This window comes from Ramlibacter sp., from assembly GCA_019635435.1.
Taxonomy (GTDB): domain Bacteria; phylum Pseudomonadota; class Gammaproteobacteria; order Burkholderiales; family Burkholderiaceae_C; genus JAHBZM01.
On the sequence record JAHBZM010000001.1, the window covers coordinates 3,787,165 to 3,812,965 of the forward strand.

The following is a 25,801-nucleotide window of genomic DNA, read 5'->3' on the forward strand; positions in this document are numbered from 1 at the left end:
GCGCCATCCGTTTGACGGCGCGGGGTTTTACCTGACCTGGAGTGACCCATGCAAAAACTGTCCCGCATCCTGCTGCCCACCGTGCTGGTGGCCGGCTCGATGCTTTCCCTGCCCGCCGCGGCCCAACAGAACCAGAGCTACGGCTCCAGCGCCAGCCGCGGCTACCTGGGCCTCAATCTGGGCCGTTCCAACTACGACACGGGCTGCGGCTCGGGGGCGTTTGTCTGTGGCGACTCCGCTACCGCGGGCCACCTGTACGGTGGCAGCATGGTGGGCGACCGCTGGGGCGTCGAACTGGGCTACCTCAACATGGGGCGGATTGACCGGGGCGGCGGCACCACCCGTGCCCACGGCCTCAACCTCAGCCTGATCGGCAAGCTGCCGCTCAGCCAGGCCGTGGACCTGTACGGCAAGGTGGGCACCACCTACGGCCGCACCGAAACCTCGGCCACGGCGGGATCAGGCGTGACGCCCGGCTCCGACAGCGGCTTTGGCATTTCCTACGGGGCGGGCGTGAGCTACGTGTTCACGCCCAAGGTGTCAGCCACCCTGGGTTGGGACAGCCACGACTTCCACTTTGCCGGTGGCGGCCGGGAGCCGGTGCGCATGACCAGCGTGGGCCTGCAGTACCGCTACTGACGGCTACTCGCCGAGGTAGGCTGCCCGCACCTTCGGGTCGGTCAGCATTTCCTTGGCGTCGCCGCTCATGGTGATTTCGCCCGACTCCATGACGTAGGCGCGGTTGGCAATGGCCAGCGCGCGGCTGGCGTTCTGCTCCACCAGCAGCACGGTCACGCCCTGGGCGTACACGTCGCGCACGACCTCGAAGATCTTGTCGACCATGATGGGCGACAGGCCCATCGAGGGCTCGTCCATGAGCAAGACCTTGGGGCGGCTCATCAGGGCCCGGCCCATGGCCAGCATCTGCTGCTCGCCGCCCGACATGGTGCCGGCCAGCTGGTCCTTGCGCTCGCGCAGGCGCGGGAAGATGGTGAACACCTTCTCCATGTCGGCGGCGATCTCGGGCTTGTCACGCCGGATGTAGGCGCCCATCTGCAGGTTCTCGGTGATGGTCATGCGGGTGAACACGCCGCGGCCTTCCGGCACCATTGCCAGGCCCTGCTTGACGAGGTCCCAGGGGCCCTGGCCCTTGATGCTCTTGCCCAGGTATTCGATGTCGCCGGCGCTGATGGCCAGCGTGCCGGTGATGGCCTTCATGGTGGTGGTCTTGCCGGCACCGTTGGAGCCGATCAGCGAGACCAGCTCGCCCTCGTGCACCTCGAAATCCACGCCCTTGACGGCCTGGATGCCACCATAGGCAACCTTGAGGCCCTTGACCTTGAGTAGCGTCTGCGCCATGTCAGTGTCCCCCCGTGCCCAGATAGGCTTCAATCACTTTTTCATTCTTCTGCACGGCGGCGGGCTCGCCTTCGGCGATCTGCTTGCCGTAGTCCAGCACGGTGACCCGGTCGCACAGGCCCATCACGAGTTTCACGTCGTGTTCAATGAGCAGGATGGTGCGGTTGTCCTTGCGGATCTGGTCGATCAGCTCGCGCAGCTGCACCTTCTCGGTGGCGTTCATGCCGGCCGCCGGCTCGTCCAGCGCGATGAGCTGCGGGTCGGTGGCCAGCGCGCGCGCGATCTCCAGGCGCCGCTGGTCGCCATAGGACAGGGTGCGGGCCTTGTAGTCGGTGAATTTGCCGATGCCCACGTAGTCGAGCAGCTCCTGGGCGCGCTTGGCAATCGCGGCCTCCTCGGCCTTGAAGCCGGGGGTGCGGAAGATCGCGCCGATCAGGCCGGAGTGGGTGCGCATGTGGCGCCCTACCATCACATTTTCGAGGGCCGTCATTTCGGCAAACAGGCGGATGTTCTGGAACGTGCGCGCAATGCCCGCCTTGGCGACTTCGTGCACGGCGGACGGCTTGTACGGCTTGCCCGCGAGCTCGAACGTGCCGCTGTCGGGCGTGTACAGCCCGGTGATGACGTTGAAGAAGGTGGTCTTGCCGGCGCCGTTGGGCCCGATCAGCCCATACACCTGGCCGCGCTCAATGGTCATGCCCACGTCGGACAGGGCCTGCAGGCCGCCAAAGCGCTTGGAGATGCCGGCTACTTTCAATACGGTGTCTGTCATGGCGGTGTCCTCAGTTGCCTTGTTGCAGCGACTTGCCATGCTCGGGCGCGGGCCACAGGCCGCGCGGCCGCATCAACATGATCACGATCATCGCCAGCGCAATCAGCAGCTGGCGCAGGATGGCGGAATCAAGGCGCCCGCCGGTCATGGCCTGCAAGGGCCCGGCCACATAGCGCAGCACCTCGGGCAGGGCCGACAGCAGCACCGCCCCCAGGATCACCCCGGGCAGATGGCCGATGCCGCCGAGCACTACCATGGCCACGATCATCACCGACTCCATCAGGCTGAAGGACTCGGGCGAGACAAAGCCCTGGAAGGCACCGAACATCGAGCCCGCCACGCCGCCAAAGGTGGCGCCCATGCCGAAGGCCAGCAGCTTCAGGTTGCGGGTGTTGATGCCCATGGCCTTGGCGGCGATTTCGTCCTCGCGGATGGCCATCCAGGCGCGGCCGATGCGCGACAGTTCCAGCCGGTAGCAGACCAGCACGCTGAAAATCACCAGCGCCAGGAACAGGAAGTAATACAGCGTGACCGATGCCACCTCGTAGCTGCCGATCATCAGCGGGTCGCCCAGGTCCAGGCCGAAGAACTTGATGGCCTCGATCTGGTTGATCCCCTTGGGGCCGTTGGTGACGTTGACCGGATGGTCCAGGTTGTTCAGGAAGATGCGGATGATCTCGCCAAAGCCGAGCGTGACGATGGCCAGGTAGTCGCCGCGCAGCTTGAGCGTGGGCGCGCCCAGCAGCACGCCAAACAGCGCGGCCAGCCCGGCCCCCAGCGGAATGACGATCCACAGAGGTGTGTGCAGTCCGTTGGGGAACATCGCCGCAAACGAGGCAAAGGTTTCCGTCAGGTGGGGCGAGGCCATCAGCGCAAACATGTAGGCGCCCACGGCGTAGAACGCCACATAGCCCAGGTCCAGCAGGCCCGCATAGCCCACCACGATGTTCAGGCCCAGGGCCAGCATCACGTACAGCAGGGCCACGTCGGCAATGCGCACCCAGGCGTGGCCGAAGCTCTGGAGAATGAAGGGCAGCACCAGCAGGGCCAGGCCGCCAAAGAGGTAGGTCAGGAGTTTTTTCTGATTCATGGTGTTCTCCTCAGGCCCGGTCCGCCACGCGCTCACCCATCAGGCCCGATGGCCGCAGGGTGAGGATGATGATGAGCACGATGAACGCAAAGATGTCGGCGTAGTTGCTGCCCAGCACGCCGCCGGTCAGGGTGCCGATGTACCCCGAGCCGATGGCTTCGATCAGGCCCAGCAGCACGGCGCCGATCACGGCGCCGGCCAGGTTGCCGATGCCGCCGAACACTGCCGCCGTGAAGGCCTTGAGGCCGGGCAGGAAGCCCATGGTGTGCTGCACCGTGCCGTAGTTGGAGGCGTACATCACGCCGGCAATGGTCGCCAGGATGGCGCCGATGATGAAGGTGGCGGAGATCACGGTGTCGGGCTTGACGCCCATCAGGCCCGCCACGCGGGGGTTCTCGGCGGTGGCGCGCATCGCGCGGCCCAGGCTGGTGTAGTTGACCAGCCAGACCAGGAACAGCAGGGCCACCACGGTCACGCTCAGGATCATGATCTGGGTGGCGGTGATCACCGCGCCGCCGATTTCAAAGGGCTGAGGCGGCAACAGCGTGGGATAGGGTTTGTAGTTGGCCTTGAAGACGATCATGGCCAGCGTCTGCAACAGGATGGACATGCCCAGCGCCGTGATCAGCGGGGCCAGCCGCGGGCTGTTGCGCAGCGGCCGGTAGGCCACCTTCTCGATGGTGAAGTTGAGCGCGGCGGCCACCACGCAGGCCACCACGGTGGCCAGCAGCAGGATGACCCACCCCGGTGCGCCCGGCATGGCGGGCTGGAGCACGGTGATCACGGCCCAACTGGTGAGCGCCCCCACCATGAGCACTTCGCCGTGCGCAAAATTGATCAGCTGGATGATGCCGTACACCATGGTATAGCCCAGGGCTATCAAGGCGTACATGCTGCCGAGGACCAGACCGTTGATGATCTGTTGCAGCAAGATGTCCATAGAAATTCTCCGTTTTTGTAACCGGCCGATAGCCAGGTTGAGCCAGGATTTTTGTGACCAGGTCTGTTGATTGACCGGCGCGCCTTGTGGGCACAACCAGCCATCTAGCAAAAAACCCGCCAAGCAGGTCCCTTGGCGGGTTCGTGTACGAGATTGTAGCTATCGGTGAGCGCGTGAAAAACCGTGTATTGCCCGGGGTTTACCCTCGACAGAAGCCCTTATCAGGGGCTTTTCTCTTTAATTAGTTTTTCTGATCATTTAACTTCTTCAGCTCTCTCAGCTTATCTGCGATCCGGATTTCCAGGCCGCGATCCACGGGCCGGTACAGCTGCGGCGTGGCCATGCCGTCGGGCCAGTAGCGCTCGCCGGCGGCAAAGCCGCCCTCCTCGTCATGCGCATAGCGGTAGTCCTTGCCGTAATCCAGGTCCTTCATGAGCTGGGTGGGCGCGTTGCGCAGGTGCAGGGGCACGGGGCGGGTGCCGTCCTTCTTCACCAGGGCCCGCGCCTCGTTGTAGGCCTTGTAGACGGCATTGGACTTGGGCGCCACGGCCAGGTAGACCACGCACTGCGCCAGCGCCAGTTCGCCTTCGGGGGTGCCCAGGCGCTCATAGGTTTCGGCGGCATCCAGCGCCAGGCGCAGCGCGCGCGGGTCGGCCAGGCCAATGTCTTCACTGGCCATGCGGATCAGCCGGCGCGCCATGTAGCGGGGATCGGCGCCGCCATCGAGCATGCGCACGAACCAGTACAGCGCCGCATCGGGGTCCGAGCCACGCACGCTTTTGTGCAGGGCGCTGATGGTGTCGTAGAACTGCTCACCGCCCTTGTCGTAGCGGCGCATGCGCTCGCCCAGCACCTTGAGCAGCCAGGCGTCGGTGATCGGGTCGATTTTTTCCCGCTGCGCGGCCACGGCCAGGGTTTCCAGCGTGTTGAGCAGGCGCCGGGCGTCGCCGTCGGCGTAGCCGATGAGGCGCTCGATTGCTACGCTTTCCATAGCAGGAAGTGACCGCGCCTCCTGGACTCTGGCCACTATTTGCTCCAGATCCTGGGGCGCGAGCGGTTGCAGCACATACACCACGGCCCGGGACAGCAAGGCGGAGTTCACTTCAAACGACGGGTTCTCGGTGGTGGCCCCGATGAAGGTGAACAGGCCGCTCTCCACATGGGGCAAAAAGGCGTCCTGCTGGCTCTTGTTGAAACGGTGCACCTCGTCCACGAACACCAGGGTGCGCCGGCCACCGCCGCCATGGGCCTGCTCCAGGGCGGTGCCCTGCGCAATCTGGGCCTGCTCCACGGCCTCGCGAATGTCCTTGACCCCGCCCAGCACGGCGCTGATGGTGATGAACTGCGCGTCAAACGCATCGGCCATCAGCCGCGCAATGGTGGTCTTGCCCACGCCCGGCGGGCCCCAGAGGATGCAGCTGTGGGGCTGCCCCGATTCGAACGCAATGCGCAGGGGCATGCCTTCGCCCAGCAGATGCTGCTGGCCAATCACCTCGGCCAGCGTTCGCGGTCTCAGGCGTTCGGCCAGGGGCGTGTGGGCGGGGGCGGCGGTGCGCGCGGGGTCAGGGGCAGCCATGGTCTGCCGGGAGTTTATAGTCCGCCCCATATGGAAGCAGCCCTGTGGTCAACTTTTTCAGCCCTGCTGGGCGCCCTGGTGGGTGGCGGCATCAGCTGGATGCTCAACCGCCAGCAGTTCGCCAACCAGCTGCGGATGCTGCATGAGCAGCACAAGACCGAGTTCATGGCCGAGGAAACCGCCCGCCACTTCCTGAGCCACAAGAGCTTCACCGACCGCTCCTTCGAGACACTGCAGAAGAACCTGGGCGGCTTCGCCGACGACGAACTGCGCAAGATCCTGGTGCGCGCGGGCGCCATCCGCGTCTACCGCGAGGATGGCAGCGAGTGGTGGCGCCTGCTGTCGCGCATGGACGAGTATGTGGAGCGCAAGGCACTGGACCAGATCGCGCGGGACATCCAGCCGGGAGACTGAAGCTGCCCATGGCCCACTCCCTGGTTGTCCGGCCCATGGCCCCGCGCGACGTGGCCCTGGCGATTGACTGGGCGGCGGCAGAGGGCTGGAACCCCGGCCTGAACGACGCGGCCTGCTTCCATGCGGCCGATGCCGGCGGCTTCCTGATGGGCGTGGTGGACGATCAGCCCGTGGCGACGATATCGGTCGTGCGCTACGGCGAGGCAGACGGCTTTCTGGGTCTGTACATCGTCCACCCCGAACACCGCGGCCGCGGACTGGGCCTGCAGCTCTGGAAGGCCGGCCTGGCGCGGCTGGCAGGGCGCACGGTGGGGCTGGATGGCGTGGTGGCGCAGCAGGACAACTACCGCCGCTCGGGCTTTGGGCTGGCCTGGCGCAACGCACGTTATGAAGGGCTGGCAGGCACCACAGCCCCGGTGGACCCTGGCGTGGTGCCGCTGACCACCCTCCCCTTTGCGCAGCTCGCCGCCTACGACCTGCCCCTGTTTGGCGCCCGCCGGCCCGAATTCCTGCGCGCCTGGATTGCACAGCCGGGGTCCACGGCCCTGGGCGTGATCGACGGTGGCGACCTCAAGGGCTACGGCGTGCTGAGGCCCTGCCGCCAGGGCTTCAAGATCGGGCCGCTGTTTGCCGACCATGAGTCGCTGGCCGAAAGGCTTTTTGTGGCGCTTCAGGCCAGGGTGCCCGCCGGCGAGACGGTCTTTCTGGATGTGCCCGGGCCGAACGATGGCGCCACGGCCCTGGCCCACCGGCATGGCATGAAGCCCGTTTTTGAAACTGCGCGGATGTACACCGGCGCCGCGCCCCGCCTGCCACTGCAGCGCATCTTCGGCATCACCAGCTTCGAGCTGGGTTGACCCGTTGCTGGCCGGTTACTGGCGCAGCACGTCGGCGCCCGCGGGCGGCTTGAACTGGAAGGTGTCGGCTGCCAGGGTCGCTGGCGCCTGCAGGTTACTGAACGTCAGCACCGAGCGCTGGCCAAAACTGTCCAGAATCTCCAGCACCGCCAGCTGCTCGCCCTTGAACCCCACGCGCACGCTCTGCAACTGGCCATCCCTGGTTTTGGGCAGCGCCTGGACCCATTGCAGGCCGTCCCGGTCGGGCGCGGCCTCGAGCTTGAAGTCCTTTTGCAGCGCGGCCAGATCGGGTGCCGAGGCAATCAGCGCCGCCGGGGTCGAGCCCAGCACGGCCGCCTGCTTGCGCGCCGTCACCTGGTTCAGGTCCACATCGTGCAGCCACAGCGTCTGCCCATCGGCCACGATGGTCTGCACAAACGGTTTCAGGTAGTTGAAGCGGAACCGGTTGGGCCGCTGGAATTCAAAGGTGCCGGTGGAAGTCTTGACCTTGGGCGCCTGGCCCTCGCGCGCGGGCGAGGTCACCACCTGGGTGAAGTCGGCGCGCCCGCTTTTCACCGTCTTGACGAAGGATTCAAGGCTTTCCATGCCGCCAGCCCACGCCGCGTGGACACTGGCTGCTATGAAAAATGTAGCGATCAGCTTTTTCATTGAATGGGTCCAGCTCATTCGGCGCGCGCAGGCACCAGGATTTCACGCTGGCCGCTGCCACTCATGGCGCTGACCAGCCCGGCTTTCTCCATATCTTCCACCAGCCGCGCGGCACGGTTGTAACCAATCTTCAGGTGGCGCTGCACCAGCGAGATGCTGGCCTTGCGGTTCTTCAGCACCACCTCCACGGCCTGGTCGTACATCGGGTCCTTCTCGCCGCCGCCTTCGCCGCCGCCCAGCAGGTCGCCATCCTCGCCATCGACCGTGCCGCCCTCCAGCACGCCCTCGATGTAGTTGGGTTCGCCCTGCTGCTTGAGATAGGCCACCACGCGGTGCACCTCGTCGTCACTCACAAATGCGCCGTGCACGCGCACCGGCAGGCCGGTGCCGCTGGCCATGTAGAGCATGTCGCCCATGCCCAGCAGCGCCTCGGCGCCCATCTGGTCCAGGATGGTGCGGCTGTCGATCTTGCTGCTGACCTGGAAGGCAATGCGGGTGGGGATGTTGGCTTTGATCAGGCCCGTGATCACGTCCACGCTGGGCCGCTGGGTGGCCAGGATCAGGTGGATGCCGGCCGCGCGCGCCTTCTGGGCGAGGCGGGCGATCAGCTCCTCGATCTTCTTGCCCACCACCATCATCAGGTCGGCCAGTTCGTCGATCACCACCACGATGTGGGGCAGGCGCTCCAGCGGCTCGGGGCTGTCGGGGGTGAGGCTGAACGGGTTGTAGATGAATTCGCCGCGGGCCTTGGCCTCGTCGATCTTGTTGTTGTAGCCCCCGAGGTTGCGCACCCCCAGCTTGCTCATGAGCTTGTAGCGGCGCTCCATCTCCATCACGCACCAGTTCAGGCCGTGCGCGGCCTGCCGCATGTCGGTGACCACGGGCGCCAGCAGGTGAGGAATGCCCTCGTACACCGACATTTCCAGCATCTTGGGGTCGATCATGAGCAGGCGCACATCGCGCGCCTCGGCCTTGTAGAGCAGGCTCAGGATCATGGCATTGATGCCCACCGACTTGCCCGAGCCGGTGGTGCCGGCCACCAGCACATGGGGCATCTTGGCCAGGTCGGCCACCACGGGGTTGCCGATGATGTCCTTGCCCAGGCCCATGGTCAGCATGGACTTGGCCTCGTTGTAGATCTGCGAGCCCAGAATCTCGCTCAGGCGGATCGACTGCCGCTTGGCGTTGGGCAACTCCAGCGCCATGTAGTTCTTGCCGGGAATGGTCTCGATCACGCGGATCGACACCAGGCTCAGCGAGCGGGCCAGGTCCTTGGCGAGATTGAGCACCTGCGAGCCCTTGACGCCGGTGGCGGGCTCGATCTCGTAGCGCGTGATCACGGGGCCGGGCTGCGCCAGCACCACGCGCACTTCCACGCCGAAGTCCTTGAGCTTCTTCTCGATCAGCCGGCTGGTCATCTCCAGCGTCTCGGGCGAGACGGTTTCCTGCCGGCCCACCGGACCATCCAGCAGGTCCACCTGCGGCAGCTTGCTGTCGGGCAATTCGGTGAACAGCGGCTTCTGCCGTTCCTTGGCCACGCGCTCGCTGCGCGGCGGTTCGACCAGCACCGGCTCGATCAGCATGGGCGTGGGGTGGTGCTCCTCGATCTCGATGCGCTCCTCGATCAGCACTTCCTCGCGCTCGCGCGCGGCGCGCTGGCCCAGGGCCAGGTCCTCGGCAATCTCGCGCTTCTCGCGGCGCGACTCGATGAACGTGTCCACCCAGGCGCCGATGCGCTCGGCCACCTGGCTCCAGGAAAAGCGGAACACCAGGGCCGCCCCCAGCACCGTGAGGGCAATGAACACCAGCCCCGAACCGGTGAACCCCAGCCATTGCACGCCGGGTGGTCCGGTCAGGTAGCCCAGCACGCCCCCGCCATGGCCGGGCAGGCGCGGTTCAAACCGGTACAGCCGCGACCATTCAAGCGCCGTGCTGGCACACAGCAACACCACCAGGCCCAGCCAGAACGCCGTGCGGGAGCGGCTGAAGCGCACAGGCGTCTCGCGCGGCGTGGCGCTGCCGCGCATCCAGCGCGCCAGGGTGGCCAGCCAGGCCCGCACACCGGCCGCCACGCACCACCAGACGGAAAAGCCCAGGCTGTAATAACTGAGGTCGGCCAGCCAGGCGCCCAGGCGCCCGCCCCAGTTGCGCACCGGCCCGCCCGCGCCCGACGTGGACCAGGCCGCATCCAGCGCGGAATGGCTCCACAGCGCGAGCAGCCAGAAGACCAGGGCCGCCAGCCCGAGGACCAGCGCGATCTCGTGCGCGAACCGGCCCACGCCGGTGCGCGCCGCATGGCCGTCGCTGGCCGAAGCATTCAGGGTATTGAGGGAGTAGGTCATGGGCAGCACCCAAGCTTACCGCAGGCCGCTGGCGCGGCCACCGTCATCGGGCGCAGGCTCAGCCCAGTGTGGTGAGCCGGTCCTTGATCACCATGGAGCCATCCTCGCGGGTTTCGATGAAGCCCCGGTCTTCGAGGTCTTTCATCACGCGGCTGACCATCTCGCGCGAGGCGCCCACCATCTTGGCGATGTCCTGGCGGGAAATCTTGTCGCGGATGGTGAGCTCGCCGTCGCGGTCGGGCTTGGCGAATTCCAACAGGGAGCGGGCCACCCGGCCATACACGTCCATCAGCGCCAGCGACTCGATCTTGCGGTCGGCCTGGCGCAGGCGCTGCACCAGCCCCTTCATGATGGCGTAGGCCATGGAGCTGTTCTCGGGCAGGCAGCGCGCGAACTCGGCGCGCCCCAGCACCAGCATGTCGGTCTGGACCTCGGCGCGGCAGGTGGCGGAGTGCGGCTCGTTGTCGATCAGGCTCATCTCGCCGATGTAGTCGCCGGGCTGCAGCGTGGCCAGGATGACCTCGCGGCCCCGCTTGTCCGACGTCACCACGCGCACCCGGCCCGTGAGGATGATGAACAGGGTGTTGGATTTCTCGCCCTGCTCGACAACCACCTCGCCGCGCTTGAAGCGGCGCTTGGTGACCGCGTCTGCAACCGCCTCGGCCTGCACGGCTGTGAGCAGAGCAAACAGCGGTACCCGGCGTATCAGTTCCAGGTTGGACAGCATCGACATTCTCAAATCCCTTCAGGCATGCCCCGGTTCAGGGGTTCTTACAATCGCACAGATTGAAATTGCACATCGTCCACGTGGGCCGCAAGCTTGATACTCGGCGGCCTGCCCCCAAACTGTACACCGACCTGTGGTGTTTTCCACACAGGTAATTACCATGTCCCAAACCAAGCACGCCAAAGTCCTGATCCTCGGCTCCGGCCCCGCCGGCTACACCGCCGCTGTTTATGCGGCGCGCGCCAACCTGAACCCGGTGCTGATCACCGGCATTGCCCAGGGAGGCCAGCTGATGATCACCACCGATGTGGACAACTGGCCCGCCGACGTGCACGGTGTGCAGGGCCCGGAGCTGATGCAGCGTTTTCTGGAGCATGCGGAGCGTTTCAAGACCGAAGTGGTGTTCGACCACATCAACGCCGTCGATTTCAGCCAACGCCCGTTCAGGCTCAAGGGTGACAGCGGCGAATACACCTGCGACTCGCTGATCATTGCCACCGGCGCGTCGGCCCAGTACCTGGGCCTGCCGTCGGAGACCGCTTTCATGGGCAAGGGCGTGAGTGGCTGCGCCACCTGCGACGGCTTTTTCTACCGCGATCAGGTCTGCTGCGTGATCGGCGGCGGCAACACCGCCGTGGAAGAAGCGCTGTACCTGTCCAACATTGCCAGCAAGGTCTACCTCGTGCACCGGCGCGACAAGTTCAAGGCCGAACCGATCCTGGTAGACAAGGTCATGGACAAGGTCAAGGCCGGCAAGATCGAGCTCAAGCTGTTCAACACCCTGGAAGAGGTGCTGGGCGACGCCAGCGGCGTGACGGGCGTGCGGCTGAAAAACTCGCAGACCGGCGCCACCGAAGACCTCACGCTCAAGGGCTGCTTCATTGCCATCGGCCATGCCCCCAACACCGACATTTTCCAGGGGCAGCTGGCCATGGAAAACGGCTACATCGTCACGCAGAGCGGCCTCAAGGGCTTTGCCACCATGACCAGCGTGCCCGGCGTTTTTGCCGCGGGTGATGTGCAGGACCATGTCTACCGCCAGGCCATCACCAGTGCCGGCACCGGCTGCATGGCCGCGCTGGATGCCCAGCGTTTCCTGGAGCAGAACCAGGCCTGACCGGCACGCGCAGGAAATTCGTTATAATTCAAGGCTTTGCTGATTTTGGCCGGGAGGCCGAAGGTCAGCAATGGGTTACCGCCACCCTTCTGGCGAGGTGAGGCTGGTGCGAGGCCGGAGCGCAGGTTCCGGCCGGCAGTAACAGCCGTTGAATAGAAATTGGAGTGCTCATGGCACGCGTCTGCGACGTAACGGGCAAGGGCCCGATGGTCGGGAACAATGTTTCCCACGCCAACAACAAAACCAAGCGCCGGTTCATGCCGAACCTGCAATACCGCCGTTTCTGGGTCGAGAGTGAGAACCGCTGGGTGCGCCTGCGCATCAGCAACGCCGGGCTGCGCCTGATCGACAAGAACGGGATCGACTCCGTGCTCGCAGACCTGCGTGCCCGTGGCCAAGCTTAAGGAGCACTGACATGGCAAGCAAAGGCGGACGCGAAAAGATCAAGCTGGAGTCCACGGCCGGTACCGGTCACTTCTACACGACCAGCAAGAACAAGAAAACCATGCCCGAGAAAATGGCGATCATGAAGTTTGATCCCAAGGCTCGCAAGCATGTCGAGTACAAGGAAATGAAGCTGAAGTAATTCAGGCTCCTCCCAATAAAAAACCCCGCATTGCGGGGTTTTTTATTGGGGGCGTCTTCAGCGCATCTGCCGGCGCACCAGCCGCCCCAGCACGCGATAGGCCTCTTCGATCTCGGGTGAAATCGCCATCGCGCAGCCAAAGCGCATGAAGCCGTCATAGCGGCCGGTGTTGGAGAACATCGCGCCCGGGGCAATCCGGATGCCCTCACGCAGCGCATCTTCGTAGAGCACCGACGACGACACGCCCGCCGGCAATTCACCCCACAGGCACAGGCCACCCGGCGGCAAGGCCAGGCGCGTGACCGGCGGGAAGTACCGGGCAATGGCCTGGGCGGTGCGTTCACGCTGGCTGCGCAATTGCAGCCGCAGCCGCTGCAGATGGCGTGCAAAAGCCGGCGACGCGGCCCAGCGCGCCACAAGCAACTGCCCCCACGCGGGCGTGCTGCGGCTCTGCGCGAACTTGAGCATGTGCACCCGCTCGTGCCAGCGCCCCGCATTCATCCAGCCCTGACGCAGGCCTGGCGCCAGCGTCTTGTTGAATGACTCACAGTAGATGACGTGACCGCTCTGGTCCCAGGCCTTGACGGGCCGCGGCACCGCGCTGCCCTCCACGAGCAGGCGGTAGGAGTCGTCCTCGATCAGGGCAAGCCCGTGCTCGCCGCAGAACGCCGCCAGGGCCGCTTTCTGGCTGTCGGGCATCAGCGTGCCCAGGGGCATCTGCAGGTGCGGCATGGCCACCACGGCTTTCAGCCGCGGTTCCGTGCGCACGGCAAGCTCCAGGGCCTCCAGCGAAATGCCCGTGTGCCGGCTGCAGGGGATCTCGAGAATCTCCAGCCCCTGCGACTCGATGACCTGCAGCAGGCCGTAGTAGGTGGGCGACTCGACGGCCACCACGTCGCCCGGCTGCGCCACGGCGCTCAGGGCCAGGTGAACCGCCTCGGTGTTGCCACTGGTGGCCAGCACGTCACGCGGGTTCAGCGCCATGCCGGCGTCCAGCGCACGCCGCGCCATCGCCGCCTGGAATTCGGGGTGCGCGCCCGTCAGCGCCCGCCCGTGCGCCAGGATGCCCGGCTGTTCGCGCAGCAAGGCGGCGGCGCTCCGGTTCATCATGGCGGCATCAAACAGCTCAGGCCCCGGCGTGGCGCCGCCCAGATCCACCCGAAGGCTGGCCCGGCGCCCGCTTTCCAGCAGCAATGAGATGCGCTCGTTGATGCCCGCAAAACGCGTGGGGTCTGCCGCAAACGGTTTGCGCAGGTCGGGCTCGGCCAGTTCGCCCAGCGCCGACGGCCGGGCCCCGCGAACAAAGTAGCCGACCCGGGGCCTGGCTTCCAGCCAGCCCTGCTCCTCCAGCGAGCGCAGGGCCTGCAGCGCGGTGGACAGGCTGACCTGGTGGCGGCGCATCATGTCGCGCACCGACGGCATGCGGGAAGCCGCCAGCAGCGCGCCCTTGCCAATGGCGTCGCGGTAATGCGAAGCCAGTTGCAGGTACAGCGGTGTTGAATCGGTGGTCATGCCGGGCGCAGACGATCTTGACCGCATTTGCTGCTTCGAAACAGATACAAAAACGGTACCAGACAACCATAACAGAGCACCGATGCAGACGCTGATCGCCTGCTCAAGAGGCCCGCTGTGCCTGCCCCGGCAACCAGCGTGGCGCTACGCTTGAACCCTATCCACCCACGGCAAAGGCGGCATCATGGATTCTTCAAGGCAGGCAGCGCTGGACGGCATCATCGCCGGGCTGGGCCACGATTTCAGCGGCGAGATCAGGGCGGGAGGCGACTACCTGCCGGTCGTGATTGACGGCCCGACGGCCTACGTGAGCGGCCAGGTGCCGCGCGTGGGAACGGTGGTGGTGGTGACCGGGGCGGCAGGCTCGGCCGTCACGCTGCAGGACGCGCAGCGCGCCGCCGTCATTTGCACCGTTCGCGCCCTGCTGCTGTTGCGGCAATCCCTGGGCAGCCTGGAACGGATCAGGCGGGTCTTGCGGGTAGGCGTGTTCGTGCAGTCAGCGCCGCAATTCGGCCAGCAAAGCGAGGTGGCCGACGCGGCCTCGGGCCTGCTGCGCCAGGTGCTGGGCGATGCCGGAGCCCACACGCGCACCTCCGTGGGCGTTTTGCAGTTGCCCAAGAACGCGACGGTGGAGATTGAAATGACCGTGAGCCTTGAGGCCGGCGATGAACGCTGACCAAAGGCTCCAGCCAGGCCAGGAAGTCGCCTTCTGGGTGGCCGAAGGAACGCAGCTGTTCTGCGAATCAGGGGTCCTGTGGCTCACGCTGGCAGGCGCCGGGCCGGCCGAAGGGCTGGCGCCCGGGGCCAGGCGGCTACCCGCCGGCCAGGGCTGGCGCGCGGACCAGCCCCTGTGGGTCAAGATCGGGGCGCAGCAACAGGCCCGCTTCAGGCTGGCCAGCCCGCCCGGGGCGGCTTATGCGTGCGCGGCGCGCAGCTTCATCGAGAACTGCTGCAGTGCGACGATGCCGCTTTCCTCGGCGCGACGGCACCAGGCCTGGAGGTCAGACGCGAGCTGCTCACGCGAATGGCCGGTGCTCAGCCACATCTGGCGCAGCTCTTCGCGCATGGTCACCATCTTGTCCAGCACCGGATGGGCGGCGCGGGCCTGGGCCAGGCGCGGACGCGCGCTGGCGGGGACCTTGTCATCGTCACGGTGGAGCCAGCGCTTGGCGGCCGCAAGTTGGGACAGGTCGCCCTGGCGGGCCTTGAGGGCCGCGATTTCAGCCTGGCAGACGCGGCGCAATTCGCGCGCGTAGCCGGCCATGACCTCGTAGCGGTTGGCGATCAGCGCCTCCAGCGTCTTCTCGTCGGCCACCGGCTTCACCGCGCCAAGCTGCAGCTTGGGCGGCACCTTCTTGACCGTGGCCCAGCCCAGCTTTTCCATCAGGCTGATGTACATCCAGCCAATGTCGAACTCATAGGGCTTGACCGAGAACCGGGCCGACGTGGGGTAGGTGTGGTGGTTGTTGTGCAGCTCTTCGCCGCCAATGATGATGCCCCAGATGCTCACATTGGTGCTGGCGTCGGGCGACTCGAAATTGCGGTAGCCCCAGTAGTGGCCAATGCCGTTGATGACACCGGTGGCCATCACGGGAATCCAGGCCATCTGCACGGCCCAGACGGCCGCGCCCACCGCGCCGAACAGCGCCAGGTCCAGGATCAGCATCAGGCCCACGCCCTGCCACGAGTAGCGGGTGTAGAGGTTGCGCTCAAGCCAGTCGTCGGGCGTGCCATAGCCGTACTTGGCCATGGTTTCCTTGTTCTTGGACTCGGCCCGGTACAGCTCCGTGCCTTCGAGCAGCAGCTTCTTGATGCCGCGGGTCTGGGGGCTGTGCGGGTCTTCCTCGGTGTCGACCTTGGCGTGGTGCTTGCGGTGGATGGCCACGAATTCCTTGGTGACCATGCCCGTGCCCAGCCAGAGCCAGAAACGGAAGAAGTGCGAGGGGATCGGGCCCAGCTCCAGCGCACGGTGCGACTGCGCGCGGTGCAGGAAGATGGTCACGCCCATGATGGTCAGGTGCGTGGTCACCAGCGTGTACAGCACGATCTGCCACCAGGCGAGATTCCACAGGCCGTGGCCGAGCCAGTCGATTGCCGCGTTCAGCACGGCCCAGTCAGGAAGCAACATAGTAAGGGGGTCTCTCTCAGGGGAACGACGTCAGGTGGAGGCTGTTATTCTGGTTTACAAGCATTTTAGGGCTTACCCCCTGTATAACATGTGCATAACCTGTGAATCAGGGGCTTTTAACCGTCTCGCCCGTGACTTTCATCAAGTTTTCACCCAAACCGCCGCAAAAAAACCGTCGGTGGCATGCGTGTGAGGCCACAGCCTCAGGTAGTCAGCGCCCGATTCACCGCCGCTGCAAAGGCTGGCGGCCGCCTCGACCTTGAGATTGGACAGGATGTCGCCCGCTGAAAGTGGGCTGAACTCCCTATTGGCGGCGGTGAAGGCCTGGGCAATCGCCTCGTTCTCCTGCGGCAGGACGCTGCAGGTGGCATAGACCAGCCGGCCACCGGGCTTGAGCAGCCGGGCCGCGCTTTGCAGGATGGCGGTCTGCTTGGCCACCAGCTCCTCCACCGACTGCGGCGACTGGCGCCATTTGAGGTCCGGGTTGCGACGCAGGGTGCCCAGGCCCGAGCACGGCGCATCGACCAGCACGCGGTCGATCTTGCCGGCCAGCCGCTTGACGCGGTCGTCGCGCTCATGGGCAATGGCCGCCGGATGCACGTTGGACAAGCCGCTGCGCGCCAGCCTGGGCTTGAGCGCATCCAGCCGGTGGGCCGAGGTGTCAAAGGCATAGAGCCGGCCGGTGTTGCGCATGCAGGCGCCAATGGCCAGGGTCTTGCCGCCGGCGCCGGCGCAGAAGTCCACCACCATCTCGCCGCGCTTGGCGTCCAGCAGCAGGGCCAGCAGCTGCGAGCCCTCGTCCTGCACCTCGATGGCACCCCGGGTGAAGGCGTCCACCTTGTTGAGCGGCGGCTTGCCTTCAATGCGCAGGCCCCAGGGCGAATACGGCGTGGGCACGGCGGCGATGCCGGCCCTGGCCAGTTCCTTTTGCACATCGGCCCGCTTGTCGGCCAGCGCATTGACGCGCAGGTCCAGCGGCGCGCTCTGGCTCAGCGCGTTCACGAGCGGCCAGAAGCCGTCACCGAGCTGCTCCTTGAGCGGTGGCACCAGCCATTCGGGCAGGTTGTGGCGGTGCCGCTCCAGCAGGTCGGCGGGCTGGATGCTGTCGCACTGGTCCAGCCATTTTTTCTCCTGGTCGCTCAGCGCGCTCTTGAGAAAGTCGCGCGGGCCGTGAAAGCCCAGGATCGCCAGGCGGCGCTCGCGCGGCCCACTGCCCGAGGGCGCCATGTGGTCGAACAGCAGCTTCTTGCGCAGCACGGTGTAGACCGTCTCGGCCAGCGTGGCGCGCTCACGCGGGCCCAGTGAACGGTTGTCGCGGAAATAGCGGGACACCACGGCGTCGGCCGGGTGATCGAACTTGAGGGTGAGCTTGACGAGCTCGGCACAGGCGTCGAGCAGGGCTTTAGGATGCATGGCCGTATTGTCCCACCTGCCCTTCAGCCTGAAGAAGCCGACCATGCCCGACACCGACCTGCCCCCGCTGATTGAAACGCCGCCCGGCCGCTACCGCCACTACAAGGGCCTGCCGTACGAGGTGCTGGGCACCGTGCGCCACAGCGAGACCCTGGAGCCCATGACCTTGTACCGCGCGCTCTACGGCGGCCACGGGCTGTGGGTGCGCCCCGCCGCCATGTTTGGCGAAGAGGTGTTGGTTGACGGCGTCCGGCAGCCCCGCTTTGCCCGGGTTGATGACCCAACAGGGCTGGAGTCCAGGACTGGCGGCCACTCCTTGCTATGAATTTCGAAGCAAATCGGCAATCGCGCGGGGGTAGATCAGGTGCTCCTGGGTGAGCACGCGCGCGGCCAGCGTCTCGCCCGTGTCGCCCGACAGCACCGGAACGGCAGCCTGCGCCAGGATGGGGCCATGGTCCAGGTCGGCCGTCACGCGGTGCACCGTCGCGCCGGCCACCTGGCAGCCCGCGTCAATGGCGCGCTGGTGGGTCTTCAGGCCCGTGAAGGCCGGCAGCAGCGACGGGTGGATGTTGAGCAGCCGGCCCTCGTAGCGGGCCACGAACCCCGGCGTGAGGATGCGCATGAAACCCGCCAGCACCACCAGCGCGGGCTGGCGCCGGTCAATCACCGTGGCCAGCTCGGCATCAAAGGCCTCGCGGGTGGCAAAGCGGGTATGGTCCACCACGTCGGTGGCGATCAGGTGCTCGCGGGCCAGGGCCAGGCCCTCGGCCTGCGGCCGGTTGCTGATGACCGCGGACACCTGCGCGTCCAGGGTCTTGCGCCAGTTGTCGCGCTGGGCGGCGCGGACAATGGCGGCCATGTTGGAGCCACTGCCTGAGATCAGAATCACGATGTTTTTCATTCACCTGCAATTATCCCTGCCATGCCCCTGCGCCCCCTGACCCCGAACGAGGCCCGCGTGCTCGCCACGCTGATGGAAAAAGCCCGCACCGTGCCCGACAGCTACCCGCTCACGCTGAACACGCTGCTGACCGGCTGCAACCAGAAAACCAGCCGCGAGCCGCTGATGAACCTGGTTGAAACCGAGGTGCAGGAGGCGCTGGATTCGCTCAAGCTGCTGAGCCTGGTGTTCGAGTCCAGCGGCAGCCGCGTGCCGCGCTACGAACACAACTTCCAGCGCGTGGTCGGCGTGCCCGAACAGTCGGCCGTGCTGCTGGGCCTGCTGGCGCTGCGCGGCCCGCAGACGGCGGGTGAACTGCGCATCAACAGCGAGCGCTGGTACCGCTTTGCCGACATCTCCTCGGTCGACGCTTTTCTGGAAGAACTGCAGGACCGCAGCGAGGAAAAAGGCGGCCCGCTGGTGGTCAAGCTGCCACGCGCGCCGGGCGCCCGCGAGCAGCGCTGGGCCCATCTGCTGTGCGGCCCGGTGGACCTGGGCGCCAGCGCCGCGCCGGTTGAGCCTTCCGGTGTTCCGCTGGATGACGTGCGCCGGCTCGAGGCCCGCATCCGCGCACTCGAAAACGAGGTGGGCACGCTGCGTTCTGCACTGCAAAATGTCCTCGAACAGCTCGGGATGTCGCAACCCGGACACACAGAATAGAACGACCGTACGTAAACTCGGATCGCACAGGAGATACCGTCATGGATTTGGCTTTTACCCCCGAAGAACAGAAATTCCGCGAAGAGATCCGCGCCTGGGTGCAGGAGAACCTGCCCAAGGACATTTCGCACAAGGTGCACAACGCCCTGCACCTCACGCGCGACGACATGCAGCGCTGGGCCAAGATTCTTGGCAAGAAGGGCTGGCTGGGCCACGGCTGGCCCAAGGAATTCGGCGGCCCGGGCTGGACCGCGGTGCAGAAGCACCTGTTTGAAGAAGAATGCGCGCTGGCCGGTGCGCCGCGCGTCATTCCGTTCGGCCCCGTGATGGTGGCGCCGGTGATCATGGCCTTTGGCAATGCCGAGCAGCAAAAGCGCTTCCTGCCCGGCATCGCCAGCGGCGAAGTCTGGTGGAGCCAGGGCTACAGCGAACCGGGCTCGGGCTCGGACCTGGCCTCGCTCAAGACCCGCGCCGAGCGCAAGGGCGACAAATACATCGTCAACGGCCAAAAGACCTGGACCACGCTGGGCCAGTACGGCGAGTGGATCTTCTGCCTGGTGCGCACCAGCACCGAGGGCAAGCCGCAGACCGGCATCAGCTTCCTGCTGATCGACATGAAGAGCCCCGGCGTGACCGTGCGCCCCATCATCATGCTGGATGGCGGCCACGAGGTGAACGAGGTCTGGTTCGACAACGTCGAGGTGCCGGCCGAGAACCTGATCGGCGAAGAGAACAAGGGCTGGACCTATGCCAAGCACCTGCTCAGCCACGAACGCACCAACATCGCCGACGTGAACCGCGCCAAGCGCGAGCTCGAGCGCCTCAAGCGCATCGCCAGGGCCGAGGGCGTGTATGACGACACCCGCTTCCGCGACGAAATCGCCAAGCTCGAAGTGGAAGTGGTCGCGCTCGAGATGCTGGTGCTGCGCGTGCTCAGCGCCGAGAAGTCGGGCAAGAACTCGCTGGACATCGCGGGCCTGCTCAAGATCCGCGGCAGCGAGATCCAGCAGCGCTACAGCGAACTCATGATGCTGGCCGCCGGCCCCTACAGCCTGCCCTTCATCAAGGAAGCCATGGAAGCCGGCTGGCAGGGCGACTTCCCCGGCGGCGCCACGGGCAACGCGCCACTGGCGGCCACCTTCTTCAACATGCGCAAGACCACCATCTACGGCGGCTCGAACGAAGTGCAGCGCAACATCGTGGCCCAGACGGTTCTTGGGTAATTGCGGGACAGACCTTCAGCTCTGTCCCCAACTGATTAGGAAACAAGCTATGGATTTCGATTTTTCTGACGACCAGGAACAGCTGCGCGACGCGGTCCGCAAATGGGTCGACAAGGGCTACACCTTCGAGCGCCGCCACAAGGCGGCCAAGGCCGGCGGCTTTGACCGCGCGGCCTACGGTGAAATCGCCGAGCTCGGCCTGTGCGGCCTGTACATCAGCGAGGACGATGGCGGCCTGGGCATGGGCCCGACCGAGGGCATGGTGGTCATGGAAGAGCTGGGCCGCGGCATCGTGCTCGAGCCCTTCGCGCAGACCCTGATCGCCGGCGGCGTGCTGGCCGGCTACGCGCCCAAGGACGTCAAGGACGCCTGGCTGGGCAGGATCGCTTCGGGCGAGGCCCTGGTGGTGCTGGCCCACCAGGAGCGCAAGGCGCGCTACCGCCTGGACCTGTGCGAGGCGCAGGCCAGCCAGGCCGGCGCGGCCTTCACGGTCACCGGCACCAAGAGCGTCGTGCCCGTGGGCGACCAGGCCGATGCCTTCCTGGTGCCCGCCACCGTCAAGGGCAAGATCGCCCTGTTCCTGGTTGAGCGCGGCGCCAAGGGCGTGGCCACCAGCGGCTATGGCACGCAGGATGGCGGCCGCGCCGCGGAGGTCACGTTCAAGGACGCGCCCGCCGCGCTGGTGACCACCGACGGCCTCGCGGCCCTGGAACACGCGGTGGACATCGGCATCGCGGCCACCTGCGCCGAGGCGGTGGGGGTGATGGACAAGACTGTGGCCATCACCGTCGAGTACATGAACACGCGCAAGCAGTTCGGCGTGCCGATCGCGAGCTTCCAGGCGCTGCGCCACCGGGTGGCCGACATGAAGATGCAGCTCGAACTGGCCCGCTCCATGAGCTACTACGCCAGCCTCAAGCTCAACGCGCCCGCCGACGAGCGCCGCGCGGCCATGGCACGCGCCAAGTACCAGCTGGGCTGCTCGATGCGCTACATCGGACAGCAGTCGGTCCAGATGCATGGCGGCATCGCCGTGACCGACGAGTACATCGTGAGCCATTACTTCAAGAAGCTCACCCAGCTTGAAATGACGTTTGGCGACAGCATGCACCACCTGGGCGAAGTCTCTGCGCGCATGCAGGACACCGCCGGTGTGTTTGCCTGAACGCGGACCGGATTGCTACTGAATCAATAGCAAAAAGCGCAAGACCCGCGGGGGCTGCAGGCATTTTTTCCTTCAAAGGAGACATTCATGTTGCAGCGTAGAACCCTGATGGGTCTGGGCATCGCGGGCCTGTGGCTGGCGGGCTGCGCCACCCCCGCGCCAGGCACCGACCGCCCGCCCATTGTGTTTGTGCATGGCAATGGCGACAGCGCGGCGCTGTGGCAGACCACGCTGTGGCGTTTTGAGTCCAACGGCTGGCCGCGCGAGCGGCTGCACGCCATCGACATGCCCTACCCGCTGGCCCGCGACGAGGACGCCAAGCCCCAGGCGGGCCGCAGCTCGACCGCCGAGGCCATGGCCTTCCTCAAGGCCGAGGTCGACAAGGTGCTGGCAACCACTGGCGCCAGCCGCGTGGTGCTGATCAGCAACTCGCGCGGCGGCTACGCGGTGCGCAACTACATCCAGAACGGTGGCGGCGACAAGACCGTGAGCCACGCCGTCCTGGGCGGCGCGCCCAACCACGGCGTCTGGTCGATCAAGGGGTTCCGCGAAGGCAACGAGTTTGCGGGCACCGGCCCCTTCCTCACCGCCCTGAACGCGCCCAAGAACGCCGCGGGCGACGAGGTCACCGGCCCGGTGCGCTGGCTCACCATCCGCTCCGACCACAACGACAAGTACGCCCAGCCCGACGGCCTGTGGATTGGCGCCAAGGGCAAGCCCACCGGCGTGAGCTTTGCCGGCCCCGAATTGCGCGGCGCGACCAACGTGGTGATTGCCGGGCTCGACCACCGCGAAACCTCGTTCTCGCCGGCCGCCTTCGAGGCCGCGTGGCGCTTCATCACGGGCAGCGCGCCCGCGACCCCACAAGTCATCGTTGCCCCCACTGCGGTGCTCAACGGCAAGATCACGGGCCTGGGCGTGGACCCGCTGGATGCGCGGACCGGCAGCTTCGGCAACAACCTGCCGGTTCCCGGCGCCAGCATGACCATCTACGCGGTGGACCCGGCCACCGGCGAGCGCCGCGGCGCTCCCGTCCACCAGAAGACCGTGGGTGCCGATGGCCAGTGGGGCCCATTCACCGCCGACCCGGGGGGCCGCTATGAATTCGTCGTGGCGGCACCGAGCTATGCCACCGCCCACATCTACCGCAGCCCGTTCCCTCGGGGCAGCGACATCGTGCACTTCCGCGCGGAACGGATAGCCACAGCCGATCAGGGCGCCAAAGCCCTGCTCACCTTCACCCGGCCACGCGGTTATTTCGACCCGCCCCGCGACCGGATGAGCCTGGATGGCCAGACCCAGTTGCCCGGCGTGCCGCCGGGCGCCGGCGTCTCGAGCAGCCGGCTGAAGCTGGACAACGCGACCGCCCGTAGCGTGACAGCCGAGTTCAACGGCGAACGAATCGTGGGCCGCGTCTGGCCCCTGGAACAGCAGCAGGTCACGTTGATCGAATTGAGCCAGTAGCCAGGGCCCTCCTCGCCCGCCGCCGGAAAAGCGGCAAAAGTGCAACTATTTGTTTCCACAAATGGACTTTCTGGCATACCATCGCTCGCAGGGCGGGAGGCTCGGGCCTGCCGCCACCCCAATCCCCTTTTGGCGGTGCCACCTGCGACGATGTTCTCCGGCTTGCGTCAATTCTTGCGTTGGGTCCTTTTCGCAAGCCTGCTGCTGGCGGCTGGCGGGGGAGCCTGGGCCGTGCCTTCGGCGTGTACCGCGCTGTGGGCCAACTCCGGCAACAACCTGGTCTATTTCAATTCCGCCACCAGTCAGTGGGTCACGGTGGCAGCCACGCCGGTAGGCGGCAATTCGCTCTCGGGGTATGAAGGCGACGGTGCCTTGTACTTCTCGGCTGGCGTGACGGTTCCGATGCCCATGTACAAGGCCACGTTCAGCAACGCCACGGGCAGCATCACCTTCGCCACCACGGGGGGTGGAGCCAACATCTCGGTGCCGGCCTCGTTCACCTACACCCGGAGCAACCTCACCACGGGCACGCAATCCATCAACTACCTCGTGGGCGCCACGCTGGACCGCGACACCAGCAGCCGGCGCATGTTCCTGCTCGGCTCGGTCAACACGGCGGTCACCAATGTCTATGTGGACGATGGCAGCACCAGCACCCAACTGGTGGCCATCGGCCTGCTCGACCCGGAAAACCCGACCTCCACGAGCTGGACCACGGTCTATTCGTCGGTGGTGGGCAGCAGCGTGACCTATCCGCTGCTCAACAGCAGCGGCGACATCTTCGCCGACCAGCAGACCGGCGATATCTGGCTGGTCACCAACACCAACCCCATTCGCGTGCTCAAGCTGGCGCTCACCTACTCGGGCTACACCATCACCAGCGCCCAGGTGGTCCAGACCGCCACCGTCGCGGTCACGGCGTTTCAGATCGCCTCGGTGGCGGTCCACCCCAAGACCGGCAAGGTCTACATCGGCGGCGCGGGCACCAGCAACATCACTTACGAACTCGACGACCACACGGCGTCGCCGAGCATTTCGGCCACGCTGGTGGACAACACGACACCCGTGAATGACGCCGGCAACTGCGTGGCGCCCCCCGATCCGCCCACCATCACCAAATCGTTCAGCCCGACCACGGCCACCACGCCTGGCACGTCGACCCTGGACATCACCATCAGCAATCCGAACAAGGTGCCCATCTTCGTCACGCTGCCCGTGACCGACACCTTCGCCACCGGCATGGTGGTCCACCCCACGCCATCACTCACGGGCACCTGCTACTCTGACGGAACTCCACTGGCCTCCTTGCCGACCAGCACCACCATCACGGGGACCGCTGGCGCGGGCAGCGCGGTCATTGCCTCGGGCTCGCTGATCCCCGGGGGCTCCAGCAGCGGTGGCAGTTGCTCGTTCAGCGTGCGGGTGTCCGCCACGCTGGCCAATCTCTACAACAACACCGTCCCGGCCGGCAGCCTCACCACCTCCGCCGGGACCAACACCGTGGCCGCCTCGGCATCGTTCCAGGTCCAGAACCTGTCGCTGCCAAACCTGCCGATCATCACCAAGTCGTTCAGCCCCGTGACCTCGTCCTCGGCGGTTGGCACCACCACGTTAACCATCGTCATCACCAACCCCAACACCAGCACCAACACACTCACGTCCTCGCTCACGGACACGCTGCCCACCAACCTGCGCATCACCCGACCGTCCCTGCTGTCCATCAATTGCTTCTCCGACGGCTCGCCGGTGACCAAGCCCGCCTCCACCAGTGCGACCACCGCGACCACCCGCATCACGATCCTGAACGGAAGCGCCATACCCGGCGGCACCACGGGCGGCAGTTGCAGCTTCGTGGTGCGGGTCACGGGCACCGTGGCCGCCTTCAGCCTCAACACCATTCCGGCGGGCAGCCTGACCACCGTATCGGGCTCCAACGCCGACGCCGCCACGGCCAGCTTCTATCTACGGGCCTCGGACTTCTCGGTCGAGAAAAGCCAGCGCACCGGCGCAACAGGGGCGACCACCACCAGCAACATCGACGTGCCCTCAGGCGCCACGATCTCCTACGTGATCAACATACGCAACGGAGGCGGGGTCGAGGGCACGCGAACCTTCACGGACACCCTGCCTGCCCTCATCACACCCGTGCTGTCGGTGTCGGCGACGCCCGTGGGATCCGCCGGCTGCGCAACCAGCACCGCCGTGGTCGGCGGGCGCACCGTGGTCCGGGGCACCATCTCGAGCGCGGCCATTGACGAGGGCTGCGACATCACGGTCGTGGCGCGGGTCAGCGTGACCTCGGTGGTTTCCACCGCTACGAACACGGTGGGTATCTATACCGTGACCGGCGCGCTGGACACCAGCACGACCGACAACTCCTCGACGGTGGTGCTGACCATCAAGCCCGCCGCCCATCTGACCGTGGTCAAGGACGACGGCGTCACCACGCTGGTGCCGGGGCAAACCAACAACTACACCATCACGGTGGCCAATCTGGGACCGGCCGACGCCGATGGCGCGGCACTGAAGGACCCAGCCGCCACCGGCCTGAACTGCACCTCCATCAACTGTTCGGCCTCCGGGGGCGCCGTCTGTCCGCTGCCGATCCAGCTGTTCGTGAGCGCACTGCAATCCGCCACGGGCATAGCCATTCCGACCTTCCCCGCCGGAAGCACCGCCACCTTCGTTTTGACCTGCGGGGTGACCGCCACCGGCCTGCCTTAGCCGCCTGCGCACGGCACTGGAAACTAATGCCGGTTTCTGTGGCGCCGAAGCGCCACGACCGACTGAATTTGCAGTTCCCGTGATCGCCCACTCCCGTCCTGCCGCAGAATTTCTGCCACGTTGGAAATTCAAGAGGTACGCGTG

25 protein-coding genes are annotated in these 25,801 nt (G+C 66.1%); 13 read left to right on the top strand and 12 right to left on the bottom strand.

The genetic code is table 11. From position 1 onward, the window contains the following. Positions 1–99 precede the first annotated feature (99 nt). The gene (locus KF796_18310) at positions 100–639 is read left to right on the top strand and encodes an outer membrane beta-barrel protein (GenBank protein MBX3588587.1); all 540 of its coding nucleotides are present in this window, start codon (positions 100–102) and stop codon (positions 637–639) included. A 3-nt stretch (positions 640–642) separates the two neighbouring features. On the opposite strand, the gene KF796_18315 is transcribed toward KF796_18310, so the two are convergent. The 5 genes from KF796_18315 to KF796_18335 form a co-directional block, all read right to left on the bottom strand. Beyond that, positions 643–1,359, bottom strand: coding sequence for an ABC transporter ATP-binding protein (locus tag KF796_18315; protein ID MBX3588588.1), 717 nt, complete (start codon positions 1,357–1,359; stop codon positions 643–645). Between the two features lies 1 nt (position 1,360). Beyond that, complete coding sequence (locus KF796_18320; protein MBX3588589.1) at positions 1,361–2,131, bottom strand: ABC transporter ATP-binding protein; 771 nt, start codon at positions 2,129–2,131, stop codon at positions 1,361–1,363. Between the two features lie 10 nt (positions 2,132–2,141). Beyond that, positions 2,142–3,221, bottom strand: coding sequence for an ABC transporter ATP-binding protein (locus tag KF796_18325; protein ID MBX3588590.1), 1,080 nt, complete (start codon positions 3,219–3,221; stop codon positions 2,142–2,144). 10 nt (positions 3,222–3,231) lie between these two features. Further along, a complete protein-coding gene (locus KF796_18330; protein ID MBX3588591.1) occupies positions 3,232–4,161 on the bottom strand; it encodes a branched-chain amino acid ABC transporter permease in 930 nt (309 codons plus the stop codon). A gap of 241 nt (positions 4,162–4,402) precedes the next feature. Beyond that, positions 4,403–5,737, bottom strand: coding sequence for a replication-associated recombination protein A (locus tag KF796_18335; protein MBX3588592.1), 1,335 nt, complete (start codon positions 5,735–5,737; stop codon positions 4,403–4,405). 30 nt (positions 5,738–5,767) lie between these two features. Between KF796_18335 and KF796_18340 the strand changes: the two genes are divergently transcribed. Both KF796_18340 and KF796_18345 read left to right on the top strand, forming a co-directional pair. Beyond that, positions 5,768–6,151, top strand: coding sequence for a hypothetical protein (locus KF796_18340; protein MBX3588593.1), 384 nt, complete (start codon positions 5,768–5,770; stop codon positions 6,149–6,151). Between the two features lie 35 nt (positions 6,152–6,186). Further along, the gene (locus tag KF796_18345; GenBank protein ID MBX3588594.1) at positions 6,187–7,008 is read left to right on the top strand and encodes a GNAT family N-acetyltransferase; all 822 of its coding nucleotides are present in this window, start codon (positions 6,187–6,189) and stop codon (positions 7,006–7,008) included. A gap of 15 nt (positions 7,009–7,023) precedes the next feature. Here the strand turns inward: KF796_18345 and lolA are convergent, their stop codons facing one another. From lolA to KF796_18360, 3 genes are read right to left on the bottom strand one after another with little or no spacing between them, the layout of a single operon-like run. Beyond that, positions 7,024–7,656 (bottom strand): outer membrane lipoprotein chaperone LolA, encoded by a 633-nt coding sequence (lolA, locus tag KF796_18350; protein ID MBX3588595.1) that lies wholly within the window; start codon positions 7,654–7,656, stop codon positions 7,024–7,026. Positions 7,657–7,670: 14 nt separating this feature from the next. Further along, positions 7,671–9,998 carry a DNA translocase FtsK 4TM domain-containing protein gene (locus tag KF796_18355; protein MBX3588596.1) on the bottom strand — a complete coding sequence of 776 codons (2,328 nt, stop codon included), beginning with the start codon at positions 9,996–9,998 and terminating at the stop codon, positions 7,671–7,673. 58 nt (positions 9,999–10,056) lie between these two features. Next, entirely contained in the window at positions 10,057–10,731 is a 675-nt protein-coding gene (locus tag KF796_18360; GenBank protein MBX3588597.1) for a Crp/Fnr family transcriptional regulator, read from the bottom strand. 154 nt (positions 10,732–10,885) lie between these two features. Between KF796_18360 and trxB the strand changes: the two genes are divergently transcribed. The 3 genes from trxB (at position 10,886) to rpmG (ending at position 12,428) form a co-directional block, all read left to right on the top strand. Beyond that, positions 10,886–11,842: a thioredoxin-disulfide reductase gene (gene trxB, locus KF796_18365; protein ID MBX3588598.1), complete on the top strand. Its 957-nt coding sequence runs from the start codon at positions 10,886–10,888 to the stop codon at positions 11,840–11,842. Between the two features lie 170 nt (positions 11,843–12,012). Next, positions 12,013–12,246, top strand: coding sequence for a 50S ribosomal protein L28 (gene rpmB / locus KF796_18370; protein MBX3588599.1), 234 nt, complete (start codon positions 12,013–12,015; stop codon positions 12,244–12,246). A gap of 11 nt (positions 12,247–12,257) precedes the next feature. Next, positions 12,258–12,428 carry a 50S ribosomal protein L33 gene (rpmG, locus tag KF796_18375; GenBank protein MBX3588600.1) on the top strand — a complete coding sequence of 57 codons (171 nt, stop codon included), beginning with the start codon at positions 12,258–12,260 and terminating at the stop codon, positions 12,426–12,428. Between the two features lie 57 nt (positions 12,429–12,485). Here rpmG and KF796_18380 read toward each other — a convergent pair whose 3' ends face one another. Next, on the bottom strand, positions 12,486–13,940 hold the full coding sequence (locus KF796_18380) for a PLP-dependent aminotransferase family protein (protein MBX3588601.1): 1,455 nt from the start codon (positions 13,938–13,940) through the stop codon (positions 12,486–12,488). Between the two features lie 184 nt (positions 13,941–14,124). Between KF796_18380 and KF796_18385 the strand changes: the two genes are divergently transcribed. Beyond that, complete coding sequence (locus KF796_18385; GenBank protein ID MBX3588602.1) at positions 14,125–14,616, top strand: RidA family protein; 492 nt, start codon at positions 14,125–14,127, stop codon at positions 14,614–14,616. A gap of 237 nt (positions 14,617–14,853) precedes the next feature. Here KF796_18385 and KF796_18390 read toward each other — a convergent pair whose 3' ends face one another. Then, positions 14,854–16,068 carry a fatty acid desaturase gene (locus KF796_18390; GenBank protein ID MBX3588603.1) on the bottom strand — a complete coding sequence of 405 codons (1,215 nt, stop codon included), beginning with the start codon at positions 16,066–16,068 and terminating at the stop codon, positions 14,854–14,856. A 141-nt stretch (positions 16,069–16,209) separates the two neighbouring features. Further along, on the bottom strand, positions 16,210–17,481 hold the full coding sequence (locus tag KF796_18395) for an RsmB/NOP family class I SAM-dependent RNA methyltransferase (protein ID MBX3588604.1): 1,272 nt from the start codon (positions 17,479–17,481) through the stop codon (positions 16,210–16,212). 43 nt (positions 17,482–17,524) lie between these two features. On the opposite strand from KF796_18395, the gene KF796_18400 reads away from it, so the two are divergent. Continuing rightward, entirely contained in the window at positions 17,525–17,806 is a 282-nt protein-coding gene (locus tag KF796_18400; GenBank protein MBX3588605.1) for a DUF1653 domain-containing protein, read from the top strand. Here the strand turns inward: KF796_18400 and KF796_18405 are convergent. Further along, the gene (locus tag KF796_18405) at positions 17,801–18,382 is read right to left on the bottom strand and encodes a phosphoribosylglycinamide formyltransferase (protein ID MBX3588606.1); all 582 of its coding nucleotides are present in this window, start codon (positions 18,380–18,382) and stop codon (positions 17,801–17,803) included. The genes KF796_18400 and KF796_18405 overlap by 6 nt on opposite strands. Before the next feature lie 21 nt (positions 18,383–18,403). Here KF796_18405 and KF796_18410 point away from each other — a divergent pair, with 21 nt between their 5' ends. The 5 genes from KF796_18410 (at position 18,404) to KF796_18430 (ending at position 25,657) form a co-directional block, all read left to right on the top strand. Continuing rightward, on the top strand, positions 18,404–19,081 hold the full coding sequence (locus KF796_18410) for a YceH family protein (GenBank protein MBX3588607.1): 678 nt from the start codon (positions 18,404–18,406) through the stop codon (positions 19,079–19,081). A gap of 41 nt (positions 19,082–19,122) precedes the next feature. Further along, positions 19,123–20,304, top strand: a complete 1,182-nt coding sequence (locus KF796_18415) for an acyl-CoA dehydrogenase family protein (protein MBX3588608.1) — start codon at positions 19,123–19,125, stop codon at positions 20,302–20,304. A gap of 49 nt (positions 20,305–20,353) precedes the next feature. Further along, the gene (locus KF796_18420) at positions 20,354–21,469 is read left to right on the top strand and encodes an acyl-CoA dehydrogenase family protein (GenBank protein ID MBX3588609.1); all 1,116 of its coding nucleotides are present in this window, start codon (positions 20,354–20,356) and stop codon (positions 21,467–21,469) included. A gap of 87 nt (positions 21,470–21,556) precedes the next feature. Beyond that, positions 21,557–22,933 carry a twin-arginine translocation pathway signal gene (locus tag KF796_18425; GenBank protein MBX3588610.1) on the top strand — a complete coding sequence of 459 codons (1,377 nt, stop codon included), beginning with the start codon at positions 21,557–21,559 and terminating at the stop codon, positions 22,931–22,933. A gap of 174 nt (positions 22,934–23,107) precedes the next feature. Then, positions 23,108–25,657, top strand: coding sequence for a DUF11 domain-containing protein (locus KF796_18430; GenBank protein MBX3588611.1), 2,550 nt, complete (start codon positions 23,108–23,110; stop codon positions 25,655–25,657). Positions 25,658–25,801: the final 144 nt, after the last annotated feature.

Excerpts from the sequence above, each read along its gene's own strand:
- KF796_18420 (MBX3588609.1), top strand. The coding sequence starts at position 20,354 with ATGGATTTCGATTTTTCTGACGACCAGGAACAGCTGCGCGACGCGGTC.
- KF796_18425 (MBX3588610.1), top strand. The coding sequence starts at position 21,557 with ATGTTGCAGCGTAGAACCCTGATGGGTCTGGGCATCGCGGGCCTGTGG.
- rpmB (MBX3588599.1), top strand. The coding sequence starts at position 12,013 with ATGGCACGCGTCTGCGACGTAACGGGCAAGGGCCCGATGGTCGGGAAC.
- KF796_18395 (MBX3588604.1), bottom strand. The coding sequence starts at position 17,481 with ATGCATCCTAAAGCCCTGCTCGACGCCTGTGCCGAGCTCGTCAAGCTC.
- trxB (MBX3588598.1), top strand. The coding sequence starts at position 10,886 with ATGTCCCAAACCAAGCACGCCAAAGTCCTGATCCTCGGCTCCGGCCCC.
- KF796_18390 (MBX3588603.1), bottom strand. The coding sequence starts at position 16,068 with ATGTTGCTTCCTGACTGGGCCGTGCTGAACGCGGCAATCGACTGGCTC.
- KF796_18330 (MBX3588591.1), bottom strand. The coding sequence starts at position 4,161 with ATGGACATCTTGCTGCAACAGATCATCAACGGTCTGGTCCTCGGCAGC.
- KF796_18360 (MBX3588597.1), bottom strand. The coding sequence starts at position 10,731 with ATGTCGATGCTGTCCAACCTGGAACTGATACGCCGGGTACCGCTGTTT.
- lolA (MBX3588595.1), bottom strand. The coding sequence starts at position 7,656 with ATGAAAAAGCTGATCGCTACATTTTTCATAGCAGCCAGTGTCCACGCG.
- KF796_18310 (MBX3588587.1), top strand. The coding sequence starts at position 100 with ATGCTTTCCCTGCCCGCCGCGGCCCAACAGAACCAGAGCTACGGCTCC.
- KF796_18405 (MBX3588606.1), bottom strand. The coding sequence starts at position 18,382 with ATGAAAAACATCGTGATTCTGATCTCAGGCAGTGGCTCCAACATGGCC.
- KF796_18355 (MBX3588596.1), bottom strand. The coding sequence starts at position 9,998 with ATGACCTACTCCCTCAATACCCTGAATGCTTCGGCCAGCGACGGCCAT.
- KF796_18380 (MBX3588601.1), bottom strand. The coding sequence starts at position 13,940 with ATGACCACCGATTCAACACCGCTGTACCTGCAACTGGCTTCGCATTAC.
- KF796_18400 (MBX3588605.1), top strand. The coding sequence starts at position 17,525 with ATGCCCGACACCGACCTGCCCCCGCTGATTGAAACGCCGCCCGGCCGC.
- KF796_18415 (MBX3588608.1), top strand. The coding sequence starts at position 19,123 with ATGGATTTGGCTTTTACCCCCGAAGAACAGAAATTCCGCGAAGAGATC.
- KF796_18345 (MBX3588594.1), top strand. The coding sequence starts at position 6,187 with ATGGCCCCGCGCGACGTGGCCCTGGCGATTGACTGGGCGGCGGCAGAG.
- KF796_18315 (MBX3588588.1), bottom strand. The coding sequence starts at position 1,359 with ATGGCGCAGACGCTACTCAAGGTCAAGGGCCTCAAGGTTGCCTATGGT.
- KF796_18325 (MBX3588590.1), bottom strand. The coding sequence starts at position 3,221 with ATGAATCAGAAAAAACTCCTGACCTACCTCTTTGGCGGCCTGGCCCTG.
- KF796_18335 (MBX3588592.1), bottom strand. The coding sequence starts at position 5,737 with ATGGCTGCCCCTGACCCCGCGCGCACCGCCGCCCCCGCCCACACGCCC.
- KF796_18340 (MBX3588593.1), top strand. The coding sequence starts at position 5,768 with ATGGAAGCAGCCCTGTGGTCAACTTTTTCAGCCCTGCTGGGCGCCCTG.
- KF796_18385 (MBX3588602.1), top strand. The coding sequence starts at position 14,125 with ATGGATTCTTCAAGGCAGGCAGCGCTGGACGGCATCATCGCCGGGCTG.
- KF796_18320 (MBX3588589.1), bottom strand. The coding sequence starts at position 2,131 with ATGACAGACACCGTATTGAAAGTAGCCGGCATCTCCAAGCGCTTTGGC.
- KF796_18410 (MBX3588607.1), top strand. The coding sequence starts at position 18,404 with ATGCCCCTGCGCCCCCTGACCCCGAACGAGGCCCGCGTGCTCGCCACG.
- rpmG (MBX3588600.1), top strand. The coding sequence starts at position 12,258 with ATGGCAAGCAAAGGCGGACGCGAAAAGATCAAGCTGGAGTCCACGGCC.